Genomic DNA, 24,998 nt, shown 5'->3' on the forward strand with positions numbered 1-24,998 from the left:
CATCTTATCACGTTCGCAGTGCTCGGGTAGTAACTAATTCTGAATCTGACGAAAGTAGCCGTGATAAGATGCTTCCTTCGTCAGCATGACAAAAGTTATTTAAAGGAGATAACAACTTTCGCTTCCTGAATATCCGTGAAGGGATAAAAGGCCGCGGGCAGGGTAGTTTTCTTGGTTTTCTGTTTGATAACTTCCTCAATCTCCACGCCTTCCGGAGTGGAAGCGGTGAGGACGCCGGTTTTTTCGGTGCCATCGGCCAGTTTCAGAGCCAGGGAGCGACCGATGTGGCGGGTGTACTGGCGCGGGTCGGTGAGGGGCTGGTCGGCACCGGGGCTGGTGACTTCCAGGGAATAAGCGGAGTCCTCGCCGTAGTGCTCATCGATGCGGCGCGCTAGTCGGCGGCTGATGGTAGCGCACGCTTGGATGGCCAAGCCGGTGGGGCCATCGAGGGTCACGGTCACCTTCGGCATCACCGAATCGGACACGGTGAGGCCCACGATGAACAGCTCCTCGTCGCCGATGGCGTCCTGGAGCATTTCCAGCAGTAGGGTACGGTCAAAATGCATAACTCAAGAAAAAAGCGGGCAAAAAAAGAGGGGACTGCGCGTCCCCTCTTTGCTAAAGCGAATACCAACTTCGTGTGCAAAGATAGGACAATGGGCGGCGGAATGCAAGGCTGGCCCGCTTCCGGGGCTCCGGCTTGCAGCGCAGTGGCGGGCCGTCGGCGGCGGTGCGGGCTTCGAAAAGCAACTACGGCGATAAATTACTGACTTTAAAACCCTAATCAAACTCGCAGGGTTTCAAGGCGCGGGCAACTAACCTGAACCATCACTTCATTCAATTTTTAGCGCTTTCCTCATGAAAACCACACAAATCCTTCGCCACCTCGCGTTCGGCCTAGCCACTGTGCTAACTGCCAGCACGTCCTACGCGCAAACCGAGGCGCCGAAAGACAAGCCCAGCCCCGCGGCTACCGCCAGCGGCAAAATTGGCGCAACTGATGTGACCATTAAGTACAGCAGCCCCGCCGTGAAGGGCCGCACCATTTGGGGCGGGCTAGAGCCCTATGGCAAAGTGTGGCGTGCGGGTGCCAACGAGGCTACTACCGTTGAATTCAGCAAGCCGGTGAAGGTGGAAGGTAAAGCCCTGCCCGCGGGCACGTATAGCCTCTTCATGATTCCTACCGAAAAGGATTGGACTGTCATATTTAATAAGACGGCTAAACAGTGGGGAGCTTATGAGTACGACGAGAAGCAGGATGCCCTGCGAGTGACGGTGAAGCCTCGCAAGTCCAATACCCTGACCGAGCGCCTGGCCTACGAGGTGACGCCGAATGGCCTAGTGCTCCGCTGGGAGTACATGGAAGTGCCCGTGGCGGTGAAATAAACTGCCGCTGCGGCAGCCTTTAGCGGTTTCTATTGATGAGGAACGCAAGCCTGGGCCAACTGGCCTGGCTCGCGTTCCTCTTTTTACGTTCAAACATCGCGAAACTCTCGTTTGAGCTATTTCTGCGACTTCAAAACCCTTTGCAGACTTTTGTGGTCCATACCCGGCGGGCCGGACCGGCTTTTTCCTGATTGATATGACTCCCACCACCGAATACAAACTCACTCAATACAGCCACGGCGCGGGTTGCGGCTGCAAGATTGCGCCGGCCGTGCTCGACCAAATGCTACACACCAGCATTGCCCAGCCCTACGACGAGCGGCTGCTAGTGGGCAATGCCAGCCGCGACGACGCAGCGGTGTATGACATCGGCGGCGGACAGGCGGTGATTTCGACCACCGACTTTTTCATGCCCATCGTGGACGATGCGTATGATTTCGGCCGCATTGCCTCGGCCAATGCCATCTCGGATGTGTACGCCATGGGCGGGCGGCCCGTCATGGCCATTGCGGTGCTGGGCTGGCCCGTGGATAAGCTGCCACCCGAGGTAGCGCGCCGCGTGCTGGAAGGCGCCCGCAGCATTTGCGCCGAAGCGGGAATTCCGCTGGCTGGCGGGCACAGCATCGACTCGCCTGAGCCCATTTTTGGCTTGGCCGTGACAGGCCTGGTGAACATCATCGACCTGAAGCAGAACGACACCGCCACAGCGAGCTCGGAACTGTTTTTAACCAAGCCACTAGGCGTGGGCATCCTGACCACAGCGCAGAAAAAGGGCATTCTGCGGGACGAGGACGCGGCCATTGCCCCGGCGCAGATGATGCAGCTCAATAAAATAGGCGCCGAGCTGAGCAAGCTCGATGCCGTGACGGCCCTAACCGACGTGACGGGCTTTGGCCTGCTCGGCCACCTTTCCGAAGTGTGCGAGGGCAGCGGCCTGACGGCCGAAATCGAGTTTTCGAAAGTACCGCGCATCGCAGCGGCCGAGTCGTATTTGAAGCAAGGCAGCGTGCCGGGTGGCACGGGCCGCAACTGGGCCAGCTACGGCCACAAGGTGGGGCCCATCAGCGACGAGCAGCGGACCTGGCTCTGCGACCCACAAACCTCTGGCGGCTTGCTGGTGTGCGTGGCGCCCCAGGGCCGCGAGGCGGTGCTGGAAGTGTTTGCCAAGCACGGATTGGCTTTGGAAAGCTTTGGGCACCTGAGGGCGCACCAGGAGAACGAAGCCTGGGTGCAGGTCGGCGCGTAGCGCTGGTCTGGCTTTGACCCATGAAATCTTCTATCCTTCGGCCGCTGCTGGAAGTGGCGGTGGCATTGCTCGTGGTGCTGGGCGCGGTGCGCTGGGTAACGGGCCTGTTTTCTAAGCGAACGGCGGTTTACCGCGTCACGGCGGCGCGGCAGATGCGGTTATTGTTTTGGCCCCTGCTGGCGCTGGGGGCCGGGCTGAGCGTGCTGCCAGCGGTGGCGCTGAGCGGCCAGAAAACCACTTTAGTTGAATGGCTGCTGGCGCTTGGCTTTTTGCTGTTTACGCTGGTGCTTAGTGGGCCGGCGCTGGTGCTGTTTCTGCGCTATTGGGTGGTAAACAGCGAGACTGTGCTGCTTTTTCAGCCCACCGAAAATGAGTTTGAGGTGTACGAAGCCGGGCAGCGCGTTGCCTTTGAGCGGCGCGACCTTGCCCGCGTTGAGCGCGTGACGTGCAGCGCCCGCCGCACCTTTTGGGCCAAGTACGACTACCTGCGCCTGCACCTGGCCGACGGACGCATTGTGGTGCTCACCTCGCTCCTGACCGACTTAGAGCCGTTAGCGGTATTCCTGCGCAACCTTCCCTTGGAGCGGCGCAGCCGGTATTGGTGCTGGGTATAGCTCTGGTCTTTGGTTATTGCTTTTCTTGGCGCCGGTAGAGGCCGGGCATGCCGGTGGGCTCGTACGGAGCGAACAGACCGGGCAACAGCTGTTGCAGGCGGGGTACTATAGCGACTTGGTCGAGGAGGTAGTCGGGGGGAGTAGTGCCGATACGTTGGGCTATTCGCACCACGGCCGCGTATTCGTTCAAGTGGTCGAAATCAACCTTGGAAAGAGTCCAGTCGAGGTAAGGCGTGGCGGGCCGGTTGTGAAAATAGGCGCGGTCGTCCTGCCCCAGAATTAGCAAGGTTTGGTTGCGGATGGAAGCATAACGCGGGTCGGGGTGGAGGCCAAAGCGGCTTTCGGCTGGCATTTGCAGTATGGCTTCGAGGCGCGGCACGTGGGCCCGGTAGCGAAGCACCACCGCTGCGTTGAGGATGAGCAGCAGCCCCAATTCCAGCAGCCACGCGTGCTGGTAGCGCTGCCACAAAAAGAGGCCGAAATACGCTAAGGGTGGCAGCAGCAGCACCAATACGCCCGGAGCCGCGCCCTGCTCTACGGCAGCCGTGGCCATGGCTACGAGCAGCCACACCAGCATCATTTGCCGAAATTTCACCTGAAAGACTAGGCCCAGCGAAGTGCCCAACGACCGCAGCAAGCCCAGCAGCAGCACCAAGCCGGGCACTATCAGCAGCCGTAGCTGCAGGCCGGCGGGCAGGCCGCTGGCAATGAGGTCGGTGAGGCCGGGCTGCAGGTGAAACTGCACAAAGCCCGGCATGGCCCCAATGTAGAAGAAGAAGGTGGCGACCAGCGCGTACGGAAAGAAAAACCCGCACAGCAGCAGCAGGGAGCTCCGAAAGGAATTGGCCGCAAAAATGACGACCGCAAACAAGCCCACTATCACAAACAGGCTTAGGGGCAGGTAGCACAGTGCGCCAAGACCAATGAGGAAGCCCGCCCGAAACAGCCGGCGGTTGTCGTAACCCTCGCGCGAAGTGGGCAGCAGCGCACTCAAGGAAAACACCACAAACGTGTGCCCCAGCAGCAGCGGCGACAGCGTGTCGAGGTCGGTGCTGACGCTGCCTATCAGCAGGTAAGTTAGGGCCACTACATACCCGCGCTCGGGGTGCACGTCGTAGCGGTTGAGGACCATATTTAACCGGAAGGCTTGTGCCAGCAGCAAGAACAGGGCAAAAAGCCGGTAAAGCCACACGGGGCGCGCTACCACGGCATCGAGCACGGCAAACACGGCGGCGGCCAGCGGCGCGGTGCCGTCGAACAGGTCACGGTAGGGCATGGCCCCGTCGTGCAGCCGCTCGCCCACCAGCAGCGCCCGCAGCTCGGCGGCCGTCACGGGCAGGCCCAGCCAGAGCAGCGGCAGGCGCAGGGCCAGCACCAAGATAAGCAAGGCCAGGAGCTGCGCAGGAAGGGAGCTTTTGAAAAAGCGAAGCACCAGTTTGGGGGCGAAAGTTTAGCCGAAAGAGCCGGAATAAAGGGCAAAGGTATTGTTCACCAGCGGGCGCGGCATGTCCAGAAAACCTGCCTTTGGCATTTTCCTTTTCGTGCTCGCCCTCGTACCTCTTCTGCCCTACTCCCGCAACCCGTACCTTTGCAGCTTATTATGGAAAGCAAACGACAACAAAAAATGGCGAGCCTGCTCCAACAGGAGCTCGCCCAAGTGCTACAGCGCGACCTGCCACACCTCTTCGGCGGCGGCCTGGCGCCCGGCATCAGCCTGGTGCGCGTGACGCCCGACCTGGGCCAGGCCCGCGTGTACCTGAGCCTGCTCCTGGGTTCCGATGCCAACGACCGCCTCGAAATTATTCGCGAAAACAGCAAGGCCATCCGCCAGGCCCTGGCTAAGCGCATCCGCCAGACGGCCCGCGTGGTGCCGGAGCTCATCTTCTTCCACGACGATAGTGCCGCCTACGCCGCCCACATGGACCAGGTGCTTGGCACGCTGGAGATTCCGCCCGCACCCAAAGACGACGCCCCCGACGAAAACGAAAAGCCCGCCCGGCCGCGGCTCTTCAAGGGCGAGTAGTTTTTATAGGGTAGTAGGGTAAGCGGGTGCGAGGGCAAGAGGTGTATAGCACTTCTTATTCTTAGCCGCTGCTCTACCTTCTCCCCTCATACCCCCACACCCTCATACCCTCCCTTGTACTACGACCCGATTAAGAAGACGCTCGGCCAGGTATTTAACCGCACGCCGTGGTTGCGCCGACTGTTTTACCATTTGCTCGACCTGCTGCTGCTACGCACCTGGCACGTGCACCGGGAGTTGCGCCGCTGGGCCAAAGGCCGCACCCAAGAGACGCTCAACATCCTCGATGCGGGCTCCGGCTACGGGCAGTACACGTATTGGATGAGTGGGCTGAGCTCGAAATGGAACATTCTGGCTGTGGACGTGAAAGACGACCAGGTGGCCGATTCCAATGCTTTCTTTCGGCAGATTGGGCGCCGCAATGTGCAGTTTGCGGTGCAGGATTTGGTGCTTTACCAGGAGCCCAACTCCTTCGACCTGGCCCTGTCGGTGGATGTGATGGAGCACATTCTGGAAGACGTGGAAGTGTTTCGGAACATTCATGCTTCGCTCAAAGACGGGGGCATGCTACTCATCTCCACGCCCAGCGACCAGGGCGGTTCCGACGTGCACGACGACGGCGAAACCAGCTTTATCGAAGAGCATGTGCGCGACGGCTACAACATCCGCGAAATCCAGCAGAAGCTCAGCACGGCCGGTTTTGAGCGCATCGAAGCCCGCTACGCCTACGGCGAGCCGGGCCAAATTTCGTGGCGCCTCAGCATGAAGTACCCCATACTGATGCTGGGCAAGTCGCGGCTGTTCTTCATTCTGCTGCCGTTTTACTACGCCGTCACGTTCCCGTTCTGCTTGCTGTTGAACTGGCTCGATGCCCGCACCGTTCACGATTCGGGCACCGGCCTGATTGTGAAGGCCTGGAAGTAAATCTGCTGCGGCACCCCAGGTTTTGCAGCAGCACAGGTCTGTAAAAACCCGTACCTTGCCCATGTAATAGCCTGCTGCTGCCTTTCAACTACCCCTCAATGGACCCCAGCAATTTTCAAGTGTTTATGGAAGCACTGTTGAACCGCATGGAACAACAGGAAGCCCAGACAACCACAACCAATGAGTTGCTGCTTCAGGTGGTGCAGGAGCAACGTAGTTCCCGGCAAGACAACCAAAAGTTTCAGCAGCAGCAGAGTCTATTCAACCAGCGTTTACTGGACTGGACCGAGCGCCAGGAGAAGTTTAATGAACGCCAAGAGAAGTTCAATGAGCGCCAAGACCAATTCAATATCATAATGCTGGATGAAGTCCGGGACATCAAAAAGGAAGTCCGGGTGCTGGCTGAAGTGGTGCTGAAGCAGCATGAAGAACGCCTGAAGCGGCTCGAAGACTTCATGGATAATTTCATGCGCAAGGCTAGCTGATTAGCGGCCCTGCTACTGCCCTCCTGTGAACGTTCCTCTCCTCATAGCGCGGCGCTACTTCCGTTCCAAGAACAAGCGCAACATCATCACCATCATCTCGAACATCTCGATGATAGGCGTGGCGGTGGGCACCATGGCGTTGATTATCGTGCTGTCGGTGTTCAACGGGCTAGAAGACCTGGTGCGCACGCTCTATGGCAAGTCCGACCCCAACCTGGTCATTTCGGCCGCCAAGGGCAAGGCCTTCGATGTGGACCGCACCTTCCTGATGAGCCTGGAAAAAATGCCGGGCGTGGCCCTGGTCACAGAGGTTATCGAAGACAATGCCCTGCTGCAGTACCACGACCGCCAGATGGTGGTGAAGATGCGCGGCCTTTCCGACAACTACTTTGGCCAGAGCCAGATAGATGCCAATATCCGCGAGGGCGACCACAGGCTTCGCCGCGACAGCCTGGAGCTGGCCCTGGTGGGCGCCGGCGTGCAGCACGAGCTCAGCATCACGCTCAACAACCGCCTGTCGCCCATGCGCCTGCTGTACCCGCGCAACACGCCGGGCAGCAAGACACTGAGCATGAACCCCGAGAAGGCGTTCAACGAGGAAAATCTGATAGCCGGCGGCGTGTTCCTCATCGAGCAGCACATCGACGACAGCTACATTTTTGTGCCCATCAGCTTTGCGCAGCGGCTGCTGGGCTACACCACGCGCCGCACGGCGCTCTACGTGAAGGTGGGCGGCAGCTTTGAGATTGAGCAGGTGAAGGAGCAGCTGCGCAAGCAGCTCGGGCCGGCTTTTAAGGTGCAGGATTCGGACGAGCAGCACGTGAGCTTGTTTAAGGCCATTAAGGTGGAGAAGCTATTTGTGTTTATCACATTCACGCTCATTTTGCTCATTGCCTCGCTCAACATCTTCTTCTCGTTGTCGATGCTGGTGATTGACAAGAAAAAGGACATTTCGGTGCTGCTGGCCATGGGCGCCACTGAAAAAACCGTGCGGCAAACGTTCCTGCTGGTGGGGGCAATTGTGGCGCTGGTGGGGGCCGCTACTGGGCTGATACTGGGCGTAGGCCTGTGCTGGGCGCAGCAGCAGTTTGGCTTCGTGAGCATGGGCATGGCCACGAGCGTAGTAGATGCCTACCCGGTAAAAATGCAGGTTTCCGACCTGGTTTTTACCTGCGTGTCCATCATCGTCATCACCTTGGCCGTAAGCATACGGCCCGCGCTGAATGCGAGCAAGTTGGATTTGCGCGAGAATTTATAACGCAGCATGCATCCTTGAGTGCTGAGGGCCGTAAGCGCGTAACTACCCTCTACCGCTGTTAAGCCCCACAATGCTCGTTTCCGCTTTCAGCCCTACCTTGCGCTCTACGCGTGTCCGGCTATGAAAGTATCTACCTCAGAACCGTTTCAGATTGTTTACTCGCTCTTCGAGCACGAGTTCCTCGGCCATTTGTTTGCGGCTTACGTGGTGCAGCTGGGTCCCCGCGACCAATTAACGCTTCTGCACCAGACGGTTTCGGGCAAAAATGCGCACGAGTTTGAAGCGGGCCTCGATGCTACCGACTTCGAGTTGGTGGAGCTCTGCGACCAGATTCAGCAGGAAGCCGTGGTGAAAGAGTTCTGGCCCCGCAAAATCGCAACGGCCGAATTTTTCCTTAAAACTTATAACGCTGAGAAGGGCGATAAGCCCTTGCAGGATGCCATTTCGCGGCACGTGCAAACGCGTATGGCGGCCATTCTGGCCAAGCTGGCGGGCAAGCGCGTGTTCATCATGGGTCGCGACGGCGAGCCGACGTGGAAAGAAATTGGACTGGCGCCTTCCAAGGCGTCCATCCTCTTCCACTTCCGCCGCAACGAGGACGGCACGCATTACTTCCCCACCATTCAGTACCAGAATCAGCGCCTCGACTTCCAGTACAAGGATGCGCTGCTGGTGTGCCTGCAGCCGGCGTGGCTGCTGCTAGGCGACCTGCTCTACTCCTTCCGCACCGAGGTGGACGGACGCAAGCTGCTGCCTTTTCTGAAGAAGAAATTCATTGTGGTGCCCCGCAACGTGGAAGAAAGCTATTTCCAGAAATTTGTGGCGCCGCTTATGGAATCGTTTGAGGTGCACGCCCGGGGTTTCGACATCCGGTCGGAGCGCTACGTGGCGCGGCCGCGCCTGACGTTCAGCGATGCTATACCCGCGGCGCCGGCGCCCGAAGCGCCGGTGCGCCCGCCCGGGCCGCCGCGTCGCGGCCGTATTCCGCTGCCCAAGCCCTTGGCACCTGTGCTCACGGGCCCCGAAACCGAGCAAATTCACTTTGAGTTGAGCTTCCGCTACGGGCCCCACTTGATGGCGCTGGGTACCGACAAACCGGTGAGCGTGCGCCTGGAGAAAACCGCTGATAGCTACGTGTTTCACCGCCTGCTCCGCAACCCCGAGCAGGAGCAAGCCACCGTAGCCGAGCTGCGCGAACGCCAGCTCACGGTAGAAAATGGCCAAGCCATTCTGCCCAAGAGTGAGGCCTTTAAGTGGCTGCACGACAACACCATGGCCCTGGCCGAACTGGGCTACACGGTGGAAGCCGCCTCAACGGCCACCAAAAGCTACTTCATCGGGCCCACTAGCGTACACGTGGGCATTCAGGAGTCCGGCGACTGGTTTGATGTGCGCGGTACGGTACGCTTCGGCGACATTGAAATACCGTTTATCCGGCTCCGCGGGCACATTCTGCAGCGGCGCCGGGAGTTCAAGCTGCCCAACGGTCAGATTGCCATCATCCCCGACGAGTGGTTTACGGACTACTTGGAGCTGTTTGCCTTCGGCGAAGAGACTCCAGAGGGCCTGAACCTGCGCCGCCATCACCTGGCGCTGGTGGCCGACTTGCAGAGCAATGAGCTGGCCACCGTGCGCATGGGCCGCAAGCTGGCTAAGCTGCGCGATTTTGCCGAAGTAGAAGACCACCCCCTGCCCACCGGCTTCCTGGGTGAGCTGCGGCCTTACCAAAAGGCGGGCTACAACTGGTTGCGCTTTGTGCAGGACTACCACTTTGGTGGCTGCCTAGCCGACGACATGGGCTTGGGCAAGACCGTGCAGACGCTGGCCATGCTGCTGCACCGCCGCGAAAGCGGCGAAGCCAAAGGCGCAGCGTCGCTGCTGGTACTGCCTACCTCCTTGGTATTCAACTGGCTGAACGAGGCCGAGAAATTCACGCCCGACCTGCGTATTCTGGCCTATACCGGCACCTACCGCGACAAAAACCCCGACCGGTTTGCCGACTACGACGTGGTGCTGACCAGCTACGGCATTGTGCGGCTGGATACGGAGCTGCTGGCCGGCTACAAGTTTGATTATGTCATTCTCGACGAGTCGCAGGCCATCAAAAATCCGTCGTCGACAACCTCACAAGCTGTGCGGCAGCTACGCTCCAAGCACCGCTTGATTCTGACGGGCACGCCCGTGGAAAACAGCACCATGGACTTGTGGTCACAGATGTCGTTCATCAACCCGGGCTTGCTGGGCACGCAGGCGTTTTTTCGCAAGGAATTCCTGAAGCCCATTGAGAAGCACCAGGACGAAGGCCGTACGCGGCGCCTGCACGCCCTCATCAAGCCGTTTATTCTACGCCGCCACAAAGCCCAGGTGGCCAAAGAGCTACCCGAGAAAACCGAGCAGCTTAGCTACTGCCCCATGACGGAGGAGCAGGCCCACGCCTACGAGGAAACCAAGAGCTTCTACCGCAATAAAATTCTGCGCAACCTCGACGAGAACGGGCCGGCCAACACGCAGTTCCTGTTGCTGCAGGGCCTGACGCGCCTTCGTCAGATTGCCAACCACCCGCGTCTGGCTGACGAAAATTATACGCACGAATCGGGCAAGCTGCGCGAGGTGATGCGTATGATTCGCAACGTGGTGGCTGAGGGACACAAGGTGTTGGTGTTTAGCCAATTTGTGCAACACCTAGCCCTAGTGCGGGCAGCGCTGGATGAGCGCCAGATTGCCTACGCCTACCTCGACGGCGCTACCCGCGACCGCCCCAAAGAGGTGGCACGCTTCCAGGAAAATGAAGAACTAAAAATCTTCCTCATCAGCCTGAAAGCCGGCGGCGTGGGCCTCAACCTCACTGCGGCCGACTATGTCTTCATTCTCGACCCTTGGTGGAACCCTGCCGTGGAGGCCCAGGCCGTAGACCGCGCCCACCGCATTGGCCAGCAGCGGCCGGTGTTCACCTACAAGTTCATCACCCAAGGCACGGTGGAGGAGAAAATCCTGGCTCTGCAGCGCCGCAAACTGGCGCTGGTGAGCGAGCTGATTGCCACCGACGAGGCCGTTATCAAGCACCTGACGCGGGCTGATATTGAGGAGCTGCTGGGGTAGCTTTTGAGTGTCTTACTGGCGGCGTTAGAGCTAGAGATAAGTTGTGCCTAGCCCATGCCAGGACGAGCCAGAATCAGCCGGGCAGTATGTTTTTCGCGGGAAAGGGTGTTTCTTTACTGTTGATGTGATTTTATTTATCTTAAACAGCATTGTTAACATCTGAGCTATTGTTGATGAAGGTTGTTCTGTTGCTGGTGCTGCTTCTAAGTCCGGCGGCGCTTTACGCGCAGCAGGAAGAAACCCTGCCCCCGGCGGTGTTCACCGATGCCAAAGGCCGCTACCAAATTGAGTACCCAGCCTCCTGGCAATTGCGCAAAGGCGTCGACGGGGCTGAAGCGACGTTCTACGCTACCGCGGCCCGCCCGGCTCCTGCCTACGTCACCCTCACCACCCAGCTGCTTCCCATCCAGCAGAAAGACTTGAAGCTCACGCTACAAGGAGGCCAGGACTCGGTGTGGCGCAGCATTCAGCGGCTGCCCCGGGCCCAGGTGCTGGGCCTTGAGCAGCAGGATTTGGGCAGCTACGAGGAGATACGCTACGAGTACCTCTACACGCATTCGTCGGCCACGCCAACGCGCCTGCACGTGGTGGGGCGCCGGGTGTGGCGCGGCGGCTACCAGTTTCAGATTGAATACCGTGGGGAAGCCAGAGAGGATGCCCAGTACCTGGCCGATGGCAAAGAATTGGTGGATTCCTTTGCCTTCACCGAAAAAGCATGGTCCAGCCTTCGCTACGCGGCCCAGGTGTGCGATAATAAATTTTACGGCATTGCCGCCACGGGCTTCTACAACGGCCGCTGGGAAGACGACTGCCGCACCATCCACGAGTTTCCGGCCAACGACCTGACGGCGGCGCCCAAAGTTCACCGCAAGGTGCTACCCTTCCAGTCGTACGCGTTGGCCAAGGGCTTCGACAACTGCCTGTACTCCGTGACCAAAGCGCCCACCGACACGCCCGAATACGTGTACCGCTACGACCCCGTGACTCGTAAGGGCGCTTATACCACCTGGCAGCTCCCGGCCCAAGGCTCGGAGAATGTCTGGATTTCGGCCGCCACCGATGACCGGGGCGACCTCTACTTCAACAGTTCCGACGGCAACCTGCTGGTGAAAGTGACGCCCTCCACCGGCAAGGTGGCGGTGGTCTGGTTCAACGACCCCCTGCAGAAAGCGCCGTTCTACTACGAAATCACTTTTCCTGGTGCGGGCACTCACGGCAACTTCTGCCTCGACGATGCCAACACCATGTACCGCGTGTACAGCACCGACGGCTCCCTGCTCAAAGTCAATCTGAAAACCGGCCGGCCCTCCCCCGAGCGCATGAAGCTCGACGGCTTGCCCAAGCGCGGCGGCTACAGCGACTTGCTGATGCAAAACGACGCGGCCGGGCGCCGTCGCCTCTACCTGGCCGGCCCCAAAGCCGTGTATCAAGTCGACATGGCCCGGCGCCGTGCCACCCTGGTGCGCAAAGGTACCTACACCGACCTGGCGGGCTGCAACTTGTTTCAGGTGCCGCCCCGTGCCGCGCCCGCCCCGCCGCCCCCCGCCACGGCCACCTGGCGGGGCCGCGTGCTAAATGCCGCTACCTACCAGCCCTTGCCCCAGACGCAGCTGCGCTTGGGGACCGGCTTCGGCACCATCGTGCGCCTCAACCCCAATGGCACTTTTTCTTACCAGGGCAAGCCCGGCACTAGCTATGCTTATCACGCTCAACTCACGGGCTACATTGCCCTCGACAGCACTTGGACGGCCGGCCCAGGCCCTTACGTGCGCGACATTCTGCTGCAGCCCCTGAGCGTGGGCACCACCGTGGCGCTCGACAACGTGCAGTTTGAACAGGGCCAGGCGGTGCTGCTGCCCACCTCGTTTCCGGCCCTAAACAAGCTCGTGGCCCTGCTCTCCGACAACCCCGCAATGACCATTGAGCTGCGCGGCCATACCGACAATGTGGGCCCGCCCGAGAAAAATGTGGTGCTTAGCGAGCAGCGCGTGGGCACCGTGAAGGCCTACCTCGTAGAGCGGGGCATTGCCGAATCGCGCATTGCTGGCGTCGGTTTCGGCGGTGCCCAGCCCACGGCCAGCAACGACCAGGAACACACCCGCAAGCTAAACCGTCGGGTAGAATTTAGGATAACCGGATTTCAGTAAGTTGCTCGCGGGCAAACTGCCGCAAACAAAGCCCGGCTGTGGCCGTTGTGCTGATTACCTATGCACGTCACCCTTCGAACCGCCGTTGCGCAGTCGCCCGCCCAGGTGATGGCCGGCTTTACCCGCGCACTTTTTGTGGCCCTGGCGCCCCCATTTCCCAAGCTGCGGGTGTTGCGGTTCGATGGCTGCGAAACCGGCGACCAAGTCGAAATCGAGCTCAACACCCTGGTGAAGCGCTTGAAATGGACTTCCCTTATTACCGACCACGGCCAATGGCCCGACGGCACGCATTTTTTCATCGACGAAGGCCAGGTGCTGCCCCCGCCTCTGCGCTACTGGCGCCACCGCCACCTCATTGAGCCCGGCCCCCACGGCGGCAGCGTGATTGTGGATGCGCTGGAATACCGCACGGCTTCGCCCCTGCTCGATGCGGTGCTGTACCCGGCCATGTGGGCGCAGTTTGCCTGGCGCAAGCCCATTTATCGGCGCTGGTTCAAGTAGGTCCGTCTACAGGTCTAGCACCATCTTCACGTCGGTGCGCTGGTAGGGCGTGGGCGGCACGGGTACGTGCCGAAACCCGAGCTTTTCATAAAGTTTAAGAGCCGACCCCAGCCGCGAGTTGGACAGCAGCTCGACGCGGTGGGCGCCTAGCTGCCGGGCTTTTTCTATGATGGCCTGACCCAAAGCCCAGCCGATTCCTAGCCTCTGCGCGCGGGGCGAAACGGCCATTTTGGCCAGCTCGTACACGCCTTCATGTTCTTTGATTAGGCCGCAGGTGCCGACTATTTCGCCACCGTGGCGGGCCATGAAGATGTGGCCGCCGGGCGCCAGAATGTAGTCCTCGGGGTCGTCGAGCATCTCATTGTCAATGGGCTCAATGGTGAAATAATGCGAAATCCACTCGTGGTTGAGGGCGCGGAAAGCGGGTTGGTGAGTGGGTTCGTAGTCGAGAATGGTGAGGTCGTGGTTCATAGCGTTGGCCTTGGCGCAGCGGGTGCAAAAGACGAACGCAAAGTTCGCACAGCGGGCGCCGTACCTTTGTGGGCTATGCTGAACCCCGCCACCATCGTCCTCAAAAACGGAAAAGACCACTCCCTGCGCCGCCGCCACCCCTGGGTATTCTCGGGCGCCATTGCCCGCGTGAAGGGCGACACCCACGAGGGCGACCCCGTGCGCGTGGAAGCCATCGACGGTGAGCTGCTGGGCGTGGGCCACTTTTCGGGCGGCGGCTCCATTGCCGTGCGTATGCTCGATTTCGGCGTGAACGCCAATCTGCCCTCGCCGGAATTCTGGGAGAAAAAGCTGCGCGAAGCCTACCAGCTGCGCCAGCGCCTGGGCCTTACCGGCACAGCCGATACCAACGTGTTCCGCCTTGTGCACGCCGAAGGCGACGGCCTGCCCGGCCTGATTATCGACGTGTACGGCGACGTGGCCGTGGTGCAGGCGCACAGCGTGGGCATGTACCGCGCCCGCCCCGAGATTGCCGCTGCCCTGCAAGCCGTGTTCGGCGATAAGTTGCGCGCCATCTACGACAAGAGCGCCGAAACTGTGCCCGGCAACGCCGTGCCCGACGCCCAAAACGGCTACCTCATGGGCGAGAGCACCGGGGCCGAGCACCTCGTGCACGAAAACGGCCACCAGTTTGCCGTGGACTGGGAAACCGGCCAGAAAACCGGCTTTTTCATCGACCAGCGCGACAACCGCGCCCTGCTGGCCCGCTACTCGCCCGGCCGCAAGGTGCTCAACACCTTCTGCTACACCGGCGGCTTCTCGGTATACGCCCTAGAGGCCGGCGCCGAGCTAGTGCACTCCGTCGATTCGAGTAAGAAAGCCATTGCCCTTACCGAGCGCAACGCCGAGCTCTCCACCCACGCCGAGCGCCACGCCGCCTACCCCGACGACGTGCTGGGCTTCCTCAAAAACCACTCGGCCCAGTACGACTTGCTGGTGCTCGACCCGCCCGCATTTGCCAAGCACATGGGTGCCCGCCACGCCGCCCTCATGGGCTACAAGCGCCTGAACGCGGCCGGCATTGCGCACCTCGCGCCCGGCGGGCTGCTGTTTACGTTCAGTTGCTCGCAGGTAGTGAGCCCCGAGCTATTTGAAGGCGCGGTACTGGCCGCGGCCATTGAGGCGGGCCGCCCGGCGCGCATCCTGCACCGCCTCACGCAGCCGGCTGACCACCCCGTGAGCTTGTTTCACCCGGAGGGCGCTTATTTGAAAGGCTTGGTGCTGGCGGTGGAGTAAAGGGATTAGGTTGGGGATTGAAATTATTTAGGAAGTCCCTTATAAACACTCTTGAACGTCATGCTGAGCTTGTCGAAGCGTCTCTACCGCAGCACTAAACTTAGTCGTCTGTCATGCTGAGCTTGCGAAGCATCTTATCACGTTATAACGATTCGTTCAGTGATGATAAGATGCTTCGTGCCTCAGGCATGACAGACGTGGGGCGGACGAAGCGGTAGAGATGCTTCGGCTGCGCTCAGCATGACCATCAGTTGAGAGCTTGAATAACTTCATCACCAGCCCAAAACTCATACCCTGTATGACCCTTGCCAACACGGTGCTGCTGGTGCGCCCTGCCAGCTTCGGATTCAATGCTGAAACGGCAGTTTCTAACCACTACCAGCAGCAAATGACTGGCGCTAGTCTCGCTACCCAGGTGCTAGCAGAGTTCGACGCGGCGGTGGCCACCTTACGTGGCCGGGGCCTGCGGGTGCTAGTATTCGATGATGCGTCGGAGCCGCCCAAGCCCGATGCGGTTTTTCCCAACAACTGGTTCTCAACTCACGCCGACGGCCAGTTGCTGCTTTACCCGATGTGCGCCCCCAACCGCCGCGCCGAGCGCCAGCCCGAGCTTGTGGCGACGCTGGCCCGCGAGTTTGCCGTGCGCGAAGTCGTGGACTTGTCGGGCACCGAGCAGGACAACCGGTTTCTGGAAGGCACGGGCAGCATCATTTTCGACCACACGCACCGCGTGGCCTATGCTGGCTTGTCGCCCCGCACCGATGCGGCCTTATTTGAGCAAGTGGTGCAGCGGCTAGGTTACCAGCCAGTGGCTTTTCGGGCCACCGACGCACAGGGACACGAAATCTACCATACCAACGTGATGATGTGCGTGGGGCCGGGCTTTGCCGTAGTGTGCCTCGACAGCATTGCCGATGCGGCCGAGCGTGCTGCTGTAGTTGCCTCGCTCGCCGCAACCGGCCACGAAATAGTAGCCATTTCGCAGGCCCAGATAGGCCAATTTGCGGGCAACATGCTGGCTCTGGCGCCAACAGCGGGCGGGCAGCCCCTGCTCGTGATGTCGCAGCAAGCCCACGACGCCCTCGCGCCGGCCCAGCGCCAAACATTGGGGCGTTATGCCGAGTTGGTACCCCTGGCCATTCCTACCATCGAAACCGTGGGTGGCGGCAGCGCCCGCTGCATGCTGGCGGAAATATTTTTGCCGACCAAACTCGCCTAACCTCTTAACTGCCGCCTTTCCCCTATTCCGTCTGTGTTCCGCAACAAGCATAAAGTATTGTCTTTGCGCCAACCCGTGGCCGTCATCGGTGCGGGCATCGCGGGGCTGGCCACGGCGGTGCGCCTGGCCGTAGCCGGCCACGCCGTCACGGTGTTCGAGGCCAGTGGCACGTTTGGGGGCAAAATGCACCAGTTCAGCCTGCCGGGCGGCTACCGCTTCGATGCCGGGCCGTCGCTCTTCACGCTGCCGCAGCTGGTCGATGATATTTTCCGACTGGCCCTCCGCGAGCCGAGCGAGTACTTCCGCTACGAGCGGCTCGACCCCATTACCAACTATTTCTTTGCCGATGGCACGCGGCTCACGGCCTGGGCCGACTCGCAAAAATTTGCGGCCGAGGTTGAAGAAAAGCTAGGCACGCCCGCCGCTGACGTCACCAAGTTTCTGCACCGTGGCGGCAAGGCTTACGACGCCACCGCTGGCACGTTCCTGCATAAGTCGCTGCATAAGGCCAAAACCTTCCTCAGCCCCGAAACGCTGAAGGCCGTGGCGGCCCTGCCCAGCCTGGGCCTGACGGGCACCATGCACCAACGCCACGCGCAGGCCTTTTCCGACCCACGCCTCGTGCAGCTCTTCGACCGTTACGCCACTTACAACGGCTCGGACCCCTACCAGGCCCCGGCCACGCTGAGCATGATTCCGCACCTGGAGCACGGCATCGGCGCGTTCTACCCGGAGGGCGGCATCTACGCCATTGCCGAAAGCCTGGCCAAGCTGGCGGTTGAGTTTGGGGTGAAGTTTCGCTACAACGAAGCGGTGGAAGAAATTGTGACCGCCGACGGGCGCGTCACCGGCGTGCGCACGGCCCAGGACGTGTATGACTTTGGCCGGGTGGTGAGCAACATGGACGTGGTGCCGACCTATCGCCGCCTGCTGCCCCGCGAGCCCGCGCCGGAGCGCACCCTTGGCCAGCCCCGCTCCTCCTCGGCCCTTATTTTCTACTGGGGCATCAGCCGCGAATTTCCGGAGCTGGACCTGCACAACATTTTCTTCTCGGCCGATTATCAGCGGGAGTTCCAATCCATCTTTCAGGAGAAAACCGTGGCCGATGACGTGACCGCTTATGTCAACATCACCTCCAAGAAAACGCCGACAGACGCCCCCGCCGGCCACGAAAACTGGTTTGTGATGGTGAACGTACCCCACGACCAAGGTCAGGACTGGGACGCCCTCACTGCCAAAACCCGCGGCGTAGTCCTCCGTAAGCTGAGCCAAGCCTTGGGCACCGACCTTGAGCCCCTGATAGCAGCCGAGAAAGTGTGGACGCCCCCGGGCATTGCCGCCGACACATCGTCGTTTGGCGGCGCACTCTACGGCAGCTCATCAAACAACGCACTGGCGGCATTTTTACGGCACCCCAACTTTTCGGGTCGGCTGGAAGGGCTGTACTTTTGCGGAGGCTCGGTGCACCCAGGTGGCGGCATTCCGTTATGCTTGCTGTCGGCTAAAATCGTTTCGTCTCTTATTAATGAAGAATAAAGCAGAAGGTTAAGAATTTCATCGCAACGATTCTTCGCTTCTCCCGCTTCGTTTTTCATTCTTCCCTATGGTTGATTACACCGAGCCGCTACCGGCCGTGAATACCCGCCGGCTGCGCGTGGCCCAGGGCCTGGTGCTCTTGTTTCACATCACGGGCTTTGTGGGGCTGGCCTTTGTCGACGACCCCAGCTTTTACCTGCGGTTTACGCCCCTCACGCTGGTGCTCACGGCGGGCTTGCTGTTCTCATTTCAGCCGGGCCGCAGCGTTGGGTTCTGGAGCTTCTGCATCGTGGTGGCCTTGCTTGGCTTTGCCATTGAGGTGTTTGGAGTGCACTTCGGTTGGTTTTTTGGCCACTACAACTACGGCGACACCCTGGGCTACAAAATGCTTGGCGTGCCGCTGGCCATTGGCCTCAACTGGCTGGTGCTGACTTATTCCTGCGGCATTTTGGCGCGCTACCTTCCCCTGCCCGAACTCCCGCGCACCCTTCTGGCGGCGCTGCTCATGGTGGGCCTTGATATGTGCATAGAACCAGTGGCCAGCACCTACGACTTCTGGCACTGGACCGCCAACGTGATTCCTTTTCAGAATTTCCGCGACTGGTTCATTTTTTCCTGCATTCTGCAAATGCTGTTCAACAGGGCTAATTTTACCAAATCCAACGCCTTGGTGCCATTGGTCTACCTTACACAATTGCTGTTTTTTTTCCTGCTTGGCGCATTGCAATAAGCTATTTTTCAACGGCCTACTCCGTTTTTGAGGCATAGCGAACTAACTAAGTTCTTATTTAGTTAGACCATTCTTCTTCCCTTCCATCTATGCCCAACGCTACTCCTTTGACCGTTTCTCTCGAATCGGCCATGCCTGTTTTTTACCTACACGGGCTTCTCAGTGCGCCTGAGAACCTGTTGGCAAAAGCTCTTTCTATTTCGGTCGACGACCTTAAGGCTACCTACCCCGACCGGGCCACGCTGGTACACAGCACGCTGCTAGCTGACATAGAGCGCCAAAAGCGTGAGCACGCCGCACTTTATGCCCAGTACCCTTCGGCTGTAGAGCGCCTTTACGGCCTGCTGCAGTTGGGCTTGCGCGATTTGCATACCATTCCGAGCACCTTCTACGGTGACCTGCAGGCTGCTTTTCCGCAGGCCTGGGAGGCGGTGCTGGAGCACTTGAATACCTATTCGGCACCGCAGCTGCAGCAACTGCTCAACGACGGCATTCGCAACAAGCTGTTCCGCTCCGATATCAACATCAACCTGGTGACCAAGATATTGATGGAACAGCTGAACATGTTGCTCAACCCCAGCGTGTTTCCGCCCGAGCGCTACAACATGGCCGAGGTTTTCCGCAGCATTTTTCTCTACTACATCCGCGGCATTTGCACCGACGCTGGAGCTCGCATTGCGGCTGAGCACTTTGCCCGCATCTAGCATGGTGCGTTCAGCGCAACCGCTTAGCTACGGGTGAAAATTTGATTGAGGTCAGAGCGACGCATCAAGACTTGAGCCTGGGGCCGAGGTGCATATTTGTATCTCGTTCCCAGGTTCTTATGCTTGAGCTTATCTCAGTAAATTTCCAATTACTCCCGACTGTTTATTACCTGATGGGTGTCTCTGAGGCGCTGGTCTTATAAAAATGTGCTTCGGGAAGTACGGATTTTCAATTACGTATTTATAGCGGCGATGCGGTTGCCCCCATTTCACTGGCAGCTTAATAAGCTGTCATACAACATAATGTGGATTAAAGGAAGAGGACGATAAACGGCCCAAAAAGGCAGCTAGTTGCGGCCAACCGCTACCCCAGCGGCGGCCTCAACGTAGAGGAACCTATTAAAATCAAACCGGCTCGCAAGGCTGGTTACCGATTATCCTCTCATTTTTTCCCACCTAATTACACCTGTTATGTTCTTCGACAAAATGGAAACCCTCGACGACTTGTTCGAGATGCAGCTCAAAGACTTATACAGCGCCGAAACTCAGCTGGTGAAGGCCCTGCCCATGATGGCTGAAAAAGCCAAAGACGGCCGCCTGCGCGCCGGCTTCGAGCGGCACCTGCGTGAGACTGAGAAGCAAGTAGAGCGCCTGGAGCGCATTGGCAAAAACCTCAACCTGGACCTCGACGGCCACACCTGCAAAGCCATGGCCGGTCTGATTGCGGAAGGCCAGGAAACAATGTCGGAGCGCGCTACTGATGAAGTAATGGACGCCGCCCTGATTGCCGCTTCGCAGCGCATCGAGCACTACGAAATTTCGGGCTACGGCACGGCGGCTCACTTCGCCGAGCGCCTGGGCCACAACGAAGCCGCCGACCTGCTGCGCCAGACGCTTGAAGAAGAGCAGCTAACCGATACCAAGCTCAACGAGCTTGCTAAAAACTACCTGAACGCTAAGGCGATGTAGTCTTAAGCATTAACGCAAAACGCCCCTACGGCCGGTGCTTCCTTTACAAGGAGACAGTTGGCCGTGGGGGCGTTTTGCGTTGCGGTAGGTGCTGCAGCTAGACTTTAAAGGCGGGGTTAGTTGGTCAATTAATTGACGCTAACAGCTTTTAGTGGTGCTGAAGCGTGCCGAAGTCTTGGGGCTGCTGTGCAAAATGGTCGACAATGCGGCCGATGGCCTGGCCCAAAGTGGCGCTTCCGGCAACGAAGTCCTGCAGATGCGCAATGATGGCGGAATCGAGCGGTTGGGCCTTATTGGCCAAAAACGTAATGGCGCACTCGGCTACGTATTGGCGGCGGTTCCAGGCCGTGCGCTGCTCGGGACTAAGGTGGGGAGGCTGGGACAAAAAGTAAGAAGACATAAATCAAGGATTCAGATTTTGAAGAATAGCGAAAAGGAGCGTGGGCGTTGGGAAGCCAGCGAAAGCCGGGCTGGTTGTTTCAGTAATTTGAGTTGGACTATCGACAGCGAGGCGAGCAAGAGTTGTTGCTTGAAGCAATTAAACCCCAACTCAAAATAGCACTTACCCAAGCACTAACAACTTTCTCTTGGTGGCGGAATCGCCTCGATGGCAGTTATAGCCAACTAGCTAAAATCGCGCCAAAGGGCCATTTTTGGCTTGCCTACTTAAGCCACTGCAGTGAATGCGCGGGGTCCAGGTGGCTTTGTTTGGCCAGCAGCACGGCAGCGGCCGTGAACTGAGCCGGGTCGTGCGCATTCACAAGAATTATTGGGCCATTGGGGCCGGTTGTGCTCAGCAGGAAGCTCTTCTCCGGTCGTAGGCGCTGCTTGCGTAGTGCCGGCAGGTTTTTGCGGAGGTAGCGCAGCGTGGCCTCGTGTTTCTGCGCGACGAGGATAACCGGCAGAAACTCGCCGCCCTGCGCTTGGCTCAGCGCCTTCGCTGAGTTCAGAATAGGGGAAGAAGTATAGGTGAATGAGCTCTTGAACCGGTCGCTAAACGGCAGGATGGCGGCGCGAAAGTCCTCGGCATTGGACCAGTACAGGACTTTGCGAAACAGGTTCGCGTAGTCGGTAGCGGCCTGTGGGAAAGTGCGGTCGAACGCGCTAATGGCCTGGCTAACGAACATACTGTCAATGGTCTGTCCACGTTCTACATAGCCGGTCATCAGGGGGTAGAGGGCCTTGGCGTAGCGGTTGATGTAGTCGTCGTTGTACCACTCGCCGGATTCGGGCTGCCCGGCTTGTTGCGCGTAAATCCACTCGCCGGCTACCGTGGCCAAGGCTTCTTCCATGAGGTTGTAAGCGGCCCGGCGGTTGGGCGAAGGGTTGTGCAGGTACCAGCATTCCAGCTGCTGTTGCAGGCCCAGGCGTTGCTGCGCGGAGAGGGAATGGCTCATTTCGTGAAACACGACGGCCGTGCCGTCCACAAAATTGCGCGACGCGGGATGGCAGTCCAGCAACACCGTGTTGCCGCTCACCCAGGCGTGGTTCGTAAACGTGAGGCCACCTACGCCTTGGCTCGTGTTGAGCTGCGGGTTCAGCTGGATGCGGTACGAAAATTCGTCGGGCCACACGCTGCCGTAGAAGGTGCGCAGCCGCCCAAACTTTTGCATCAACTGGCTTTTGGCCAGGAATTCGGCGTAAGCCGGGCGCAGCTTGTTCAGCTCGGCCGCATGGGGCTGCCAGGCCAGCGTGTCGAAAGCCGGCGTGAAAAATCGGTAAACGCTGTCGAGGCTCGCCAGGACCTCATTGGGCAGCAGGCCCACGGTGCGGCGCTGCAGGTCAGGCAGGCTTTGGGCGTCGGCGCTGGCGGCCAGATAGGCCGGGGCAGTAGAGCCTTGGCTGCCCAGTCGGCCAACGGGATAGCCTTCGAAGTCGAACCCCGGCTCGCGGTTTAGGTTTTGGTAGTGACGCAGCCAGCGCCGGGCCGCCGGGGTGTTGAATCGGCTTTTCTCGAAGGCCTTCCGGCTGCCAACGTAGCCGCCGCTGCTGCCCGCCAGCGTTTCGACAAACCGCACCAGGCAAAACACCCGATTGACTTCGACGGTAACTGCCGGGCCTGGGGCCGCTGGTTGAGCAAACACCGGCAGGCTTACCAGCAGCAGGCACAGGCAGATAAAGAGCTTCATGCCGCTAAAAATAGCAGCAGATTCCGCAGTCTCGTCCTTGCTAGTTTGGTTTTACCGCGCCAGCAGCCAGCCCAGCAGGCCGGCCCGTGCCGTCCAAAGCACAGTGCGGAACCAGTTGGTGCGAATGAGGCCATCGATGGCAATGTAGTCGTAGCCCACGGCCAGGCAGTTGTGAAACGGCACCGATATAAAAAAGGTCACTGCCCACACCAGCACCACCAGCGCCACGCTCCACCAGCCGCTGCCGCTGGGCAGTGCCGCCCGCCCCGCCCACGCCAGCCAAATAGCCAGGCCCAGTTCCAGCACCATGGGCACCAGCACCACGTAGCTCATACGGCGGGTGTGCGCCGCATGAAAGGCCGCCCACGCCGCCTTGGGCACCTGCCCGAAACTGGGGTAATGCACCACCTGCACCGTCCAGATGAGGCCGGTGAGGTAGGCAGCGGCGGCAAAATTGAGTAAAATCAGGAGACGAAGCGACATAGCAGAAAAAATAATTTTGGCCTGAACATACAGCTTTCCTGCGCATGCGCGGTACGCAAACGTTCCCGTAAATTATGGTCTGTCGGCATCTCAAGGGACGATATTTCCCTTCGCAGGTACTGGTGCGTAGGTTCGCACCGCACAATGCTCTCCCGACCATGTCTGTAACCACTGAAAGCCTAACCCAACTTTTCCCGCCCGACGAGGCGGCTATTCCCGAAGCCTGGCGCCGGCCCACGCCGCTGCACCAGCGCCAGTACCTGCTCGACGGCGAGCTGCGCGAGTGGAACGGCCCCACGCAGGAAGTGCTCTCACCCATTCAGCTGCGCCAGCCCGATGGCACCCTGCAGCCCGTCGTTATCGGCTCCTACCCTTTGCTCGACGAAGCCGAGAGCCTCAAGGCCCTCGATGCGGCCGTGCGTGCCTACGACCACGGCCGCGGCGAATGGCCCACCATGAGCGTGGCCGCACGCATCGCGGCGGTAGAGAAATTTACCCGTCTTATTGTTGCCCAGAAAAAAGAAATCGTGCAGCTGCTGCTGTGGGAGATTGGCAAGTCAGCGGCCGATTCGGAGAAGGAATTCGACCGCACCGTCGATTACATCCGCAATACCATTGACGCCCTCAAGGACCTGGACCGCGACTCGTCGCGCTTCACCATTGAGGAAGGCATCATCGGTCAGATTCGGCGCTCGCCGCTGGGCGTGGTGCTGTGCATGGGCCCTTTCAACTACCCGCTAAACGAGACGTTCTGCATGCTCATCCCGGCCCTGATTATGGGCAACACGGTGCTGTTTAAGCCTCCGAAACACGGCGCGCTGCTGCACTTTCCGCTGCTGCAAGCTTTCACCGAAGCTTTCCCCAAGGGCGTGGTAAACACGGTGTACGGCCGCGGCAACACCATTGTGCCGGCGCTTATGTCGTCGGGTAAGATTGACGTGCTGGGGCTCATCGGCAGCAGCCGCGTGGCCGATTCGCTCAAGAAGCTGCACCCCAAGTCCAACCGCCTGCGCGCCATCCTCGGGCTCGACGCCAAGAACGTGGCCATCGTGATGCCCGATGCCGACCTAGACGTGGCCGTGAAGGAGTCGGTGCTGGGCGCGCTGAGCTTCAACGGGCAGCGGTGCACGGCGCTCAAGCTATTCTTCGTGCACGAGACCATTGCCGAAGAGTTTGTGCAGCGCCTCGGCGACGAAATCAACAAGCTTAAGCCCGGCATGCCCTGGGACGAGAAAGTGAACATCACGCCCCTGCCCGAGCCTCAGAAGCCCGGCTACCTGGCCGAATGCCTCGCCGACGCCCAGGCCAAGGGCGCCCGCATCATGAACGAAGGCGGCGGTACCGCAGCCGGCCCGCTGGTGTACCCGGCACTGGTGTACCCCGTGCAGGAAGGCATGAAAATGTGGCGCGAAGAGCAGTTCGGGCCCATCGTGCCCGTGGCCTCCTTCTCCCACGTCGACGAAGCCATTCAGTACATCATCGACTCCGACCACGGACAGCAGGTGAGCATTTTCGGCAGCAAGTCGCAGGAAGTTGCCCACCTCGTCGACCAGCTTGTGAACCAGGTAAGCCGCGTCAACATCAACGCCCAGTGCCAGCGCGGGCCCGACACCTTCCCCTTCACCGGCCGCAAGGACTCGGCCGAGGGCACGCTGTCGGTGAATGACGCGCTGCGCTCGTTTAGCATCCGCACGGTGGTGGCCACCAAGCAGACCGAGGCCAACAAGCAGATTCTGAACGAGATTGTGGATGGCCAGGAAAGCAGCTTCCTGAGCACGCGGTTTATTCTGTAGGCGCGC

General features: G+C 59.7%; 23 protein-coding genes. 17 read left to right on the plus strand and 6 right to left on the minus strand.

The window, feature by feature from the left end:
• Window positions 1–95 precede the first annotated feature (95 nt).
• Window positions 96–566 (minus strand): ribosome maturation factor RimP, encoded by a 471-nt coding sequence (rimP, locus tag BMZ66_RS07900; protein WP_234795026.1) that lies wholly within the window; start codon window positions 564–566, stop codon window positions 96–98.
• Window positions 567–858: 292 nt separating this feature from the next.
• Here rimP and BMZ66_RS07905 point away from each other — a divergent pair, with 292 nt between their 5' ends.
• The 3 genes from BMZ66_RS07905 (at window position 859) to BMZ66_RS07915 (ending at window position 3,246) form a co-directional block, all read left to right on the plus strand.
• Window positions 859–1,386 carry a DUF2911 domain-containing protein gene (locus BMZ66_RS07905; protein WP_092670849.1) on the plus strand — a complete coding sequence of 176 codons (528 nt, stop codon included), beginning with the start codon at window positions 859–861 and terminating at the stop codon, window positions 1,384–1,386.
• Between the two features lie 196 nt (window positions 1,387–1,582).
• A complete protein-coding gene (gene selD, locus BMZ66_RS07910) occupies window positions 1,583–2,632 on the plus strand; it encodes a selenide, water dikinase SelD (protein ID WP_092670851.1) in 1,050 nt (349 codons plus the stop codon).
• Between the two features lie 20 nt (window positions 2,633–2,652).
• The gene (locus BMZ66_RS07915) at window positions 2,653–3,246 is read left to right on the plus strand and encodes a PH domain-containing protein (RefSeq protein ID WP_092670853.1); all 594 of its coding nucleotides are present in this window, start codon (window positions 2,653–2,655) and stop codon (window positions 3,244–3,246) included.
• Window positions 3,247–3,259: 13 nt separating this feature from the next.
• On the opposite strand, the gene BMZ66_RS07920 is transcribed toward BMZ66_RS07915, so the two are convergent.
• Entirely contained in the window at window positions 3,260–4,678 is a 1,419-nt protein-coding gene (locus BMZ66_RS07920) for a hypothetical protein (protein WP_092670855.1), read from the minus strand.
• Between the two features lie 168 nt (window positions 4,679–4,846).
• Between BMZ66_RS07920 and BMZ66_RS07925 the strand changes: the two genes are divergently transcribed.
• The 7 genes from BMZ66_RS07925 (at window position 4,847) to BMZ66_RS07955 (ending at window position 13,683) form a co-directional block, all read left to right on the plus strand.
• Window positions 4,847–5,269 (plus strand): ribosome-binding factor A, encoded by a 423-nt coding sequence (locus BMZ66_RS07925; protein WP_092672889.1) that lies wholly within the window; start codon window positions 4,847–4,849, stop codon window positions 5,267–5,269.
• Window positions 5,270–5,383: 114 nt separating this feature from the next.
• Window positions 5,384–6,193 carry a class I SAM-dependent methyltransferase gene (locus BMZ66_RS07930; protein ID WP_092670857.1) on the plus strand — a complete coding sequence of 270 codons (810 nt, stop codon included), beginning with the start codon at window positions 5,384–5,386 and terminating at the stop codon, window positions 6,191–6,193.
• A 98-nt stretch (window positions 6,194–6,291) separates the two neighbouring features.
• Window positions 6,292–6,678, plus strand: coding sequence for a hypothetical protein (locus tag BMZ66_RS07935; RefSeq protein ID WP_092670859.1), 387 nt, complete (start codon window positions 6,292–6,294; stop codon window positions 6,676–6,678).
• Window positions 6,679–6,703: 25 nt separating this feature from the next.
• Window positions 6,704–7,936: an ABC transporter permease gene (locus BMZ66_RS07940; protein ID WP_092670861.1), complete on the plus strand. Its 1,233-nt coding sequence runs from the start codon at window positions 6,704–6,706 to the stop codon at window positions 7,934–7,936.
• A gap of 120 nt (window positions 7,937–8,056) precedes the next feature.
• A complete protein-coding gene (locus BMZ66_RS07945) occupies window positions 8,057–11,035 on the plus strand; it encodes a DEAD/DEAH box helicase (RefSeq protein ID WP_092670863.1) in 2,979 nt (992 codons plus the stop codon).
• 173 nt (window positions 11,036–11,208) lie between these two features.
• Window positions 11,209–13,182 (plus strand): OmpA family protein, encoded by a 1,974-nt coding sequence (locus BMZ66_RS07950; protein WP_092670865.1) that lies wholly within the window; start codon window positions 11,209–11,211, stop codon window positions 13,180–13,182.
• A gap of 60 nt (window positions 13,183–13,242) precedes the next feature.
• Window positions 13,243–13,683, plus strand: a complete 441-nt coding sequence (locus BMZ66_RS07955) for an SRPBCC family protein (RefSeq protein WP_092670867.1) — start codon at window positions 13,243–13,245, stop codon at window positions 13,681–13,683.
• A 6-nt stretch (window positions 13,684–13,689) separates the two neighbouring features.
• Here BMZ66_RS07955 and BMZ66_RS07960 read toward each other — a convergent pair whose 3' ends face one another.
• The gene (locus BMZ66_RS07960) at window positions 13,690–14,154 is read right to left on the minus strand and encodes a GNAT family N-acetyltransferase (RefSeq protein ID WP_092670869.1); all 465 of its coding nucleotides are present in this window, start codon (window positions 14,152–14,154) and stop codon (window positions 13,690–13,692) included.
• Window positions 14,155–14,232: 78 nt separating this feature from the next.
• Between BMZ66_RS07960 and BMZ66_RS07965 the strand changes: the two genes are divergently transcribed.
• The 6 genes from BMZ66_RS07965 (at window position 14,233) to BMZ66_RS07990 (ending at window position 20,587) form a co-directional block, all read left to right on the plus strand.
• Window positions 14,233–15,429, plus strand: a complete 1,197-nt coding sequence (locus BMZ66_RS07965) for a class I SAM-dependent rRNA methyltransferase (protein WP_092672892.1) — start codon at window positions 14,233–14,235, stop codon at window positions 15,427–15,429.
• Between the two features lie 298 nt (window positions 15,430–15,727).
• Window positions 15,728–16,648 (plus strand): citrulline utilization hydrolase CtlX, encoded by a 921-nt coding sequence (gene ctlX, locus BMZ66_RS07970; RefSeq protein WP_092670871.1) that lies wholly within the window; start codon window positions 15,728–15,730, stop codon window positions 16,646–16,648.
• Between the two features lie 33 nt (window positions 16,649–16,681).
• On the plus strand, window positions 16,682–18,184 hold the full coding sequence (gene crtD / locus BMZ66_RS07975) for a 1-hydroxycarotenoid 3,4-desaturase CrtD (RefSeq protein WP_234795027.1): 1,503 nt from the start codon (window positions 16,682–16,684) through the stop codon (window positions 18,182–18,184).
• A gap of 67 nt (window positions 18,185–18,251) precedes the next feature.
• Entirely contained in the window at window positions 18,252–18,914 is a 663-nt protein-coding gene (locus BMZ66_RS07980) for a carotenoid biosynthesis protein (protein ID WP_092670873.1), read from the plus strand.
• Between the two features lie 89 nt (window positions 18,915–19,003).
• Window positions 19,004–19,618, plus strand: coding sequence for a hypothetical protein (locus BMZ66_RS07985; RefSeq protein ID WP_092670875.1), 615 nt, complete (start codon window positions 19,004–19,006; stop codon window positions 19,616–19,618).
• A gap of 471 nt (window positions 19,619–20,089) precedes the next feature.
• Entirely contained in the window at window positions 20,090–20,587 is a 498-nt protein-coding gene (locus BMZ66_RS07990; protein ID WP_214606971.1) for a YciE/YciF ferroxidase family protein, read from the plus strand.
• A gap of 148 nt (window positions 20,588–20,735) precedes the next feature.
• Here the strand turns inward: BMZ66_RS07990 and BMZ66_RS07995 are convergent, their stop codons facing one another.
• From BMZ66_RS07995 to BMZ66_RS08005, 3 genes are all read right to left on the minus strand, one after another.
• Entirely contained in the window at window positions 20,736–20,987 is a 252-nt protein-coding gene (locus BMZ66_RS07995; protein ID WP_092670877.1) for a hypothetical protein, read from the minus strand.
• Window positions 20,988–21,249: 262 nt separating this feature from the next.
• On the minus strand, window positions 21,250–22,716 hold the full coding sequence (locus BMZ66_RS08000; protein WP_092670879.1) for a hypothetical protein: 1,467 nt from the start codon (window positions 22,714–22,716) through the stop codon (window positions 21,250–21,252).
• A 51-nt stretch (window positions 22,717–22,767) separates the two neighbouring features.
• A complete protein-coding gene (locus BMZ66_RS08005; RefSeq protein WP_092670881.1) occupies window positions 22,768–23,199 on the minus strand; it encodes a hypothetical protein in 432 nt (143 codons plus the stop codon).
• 158 nt (window positions 23,200–23,357) lie between these two features.
• Between BMZ66_RS08005 and BMZ66_RS08010 the strand changes: the two genes are divergently transcribed.
• On the plus strand, window positions 23,358–24,992 hold the full coding sequence (locus BMZ66_RS08010; RefSeq protein ID WP_092670883.1) for an NADP-dependent glyceraldehyde-3-phosphate dehydrogenase: 1,635 nt from the start codon (window positions 23,358–23,360) through the stop codon (window positions 24,990–24,992).
• The last annotated feature ends 6 nt before the right edge of the window (window positions 24,993–24,998 follow it).

The organism is Hymenobacter arizonensis, from assembly GCF_900115775.1.
Classification (GTDB): domain Bacteria; phylum Bacteroidota; class Bacteroidia; order Cytophagales; family Hymenobacteraceae; genus Hymenobacter; species Hymenobacter arizonensis.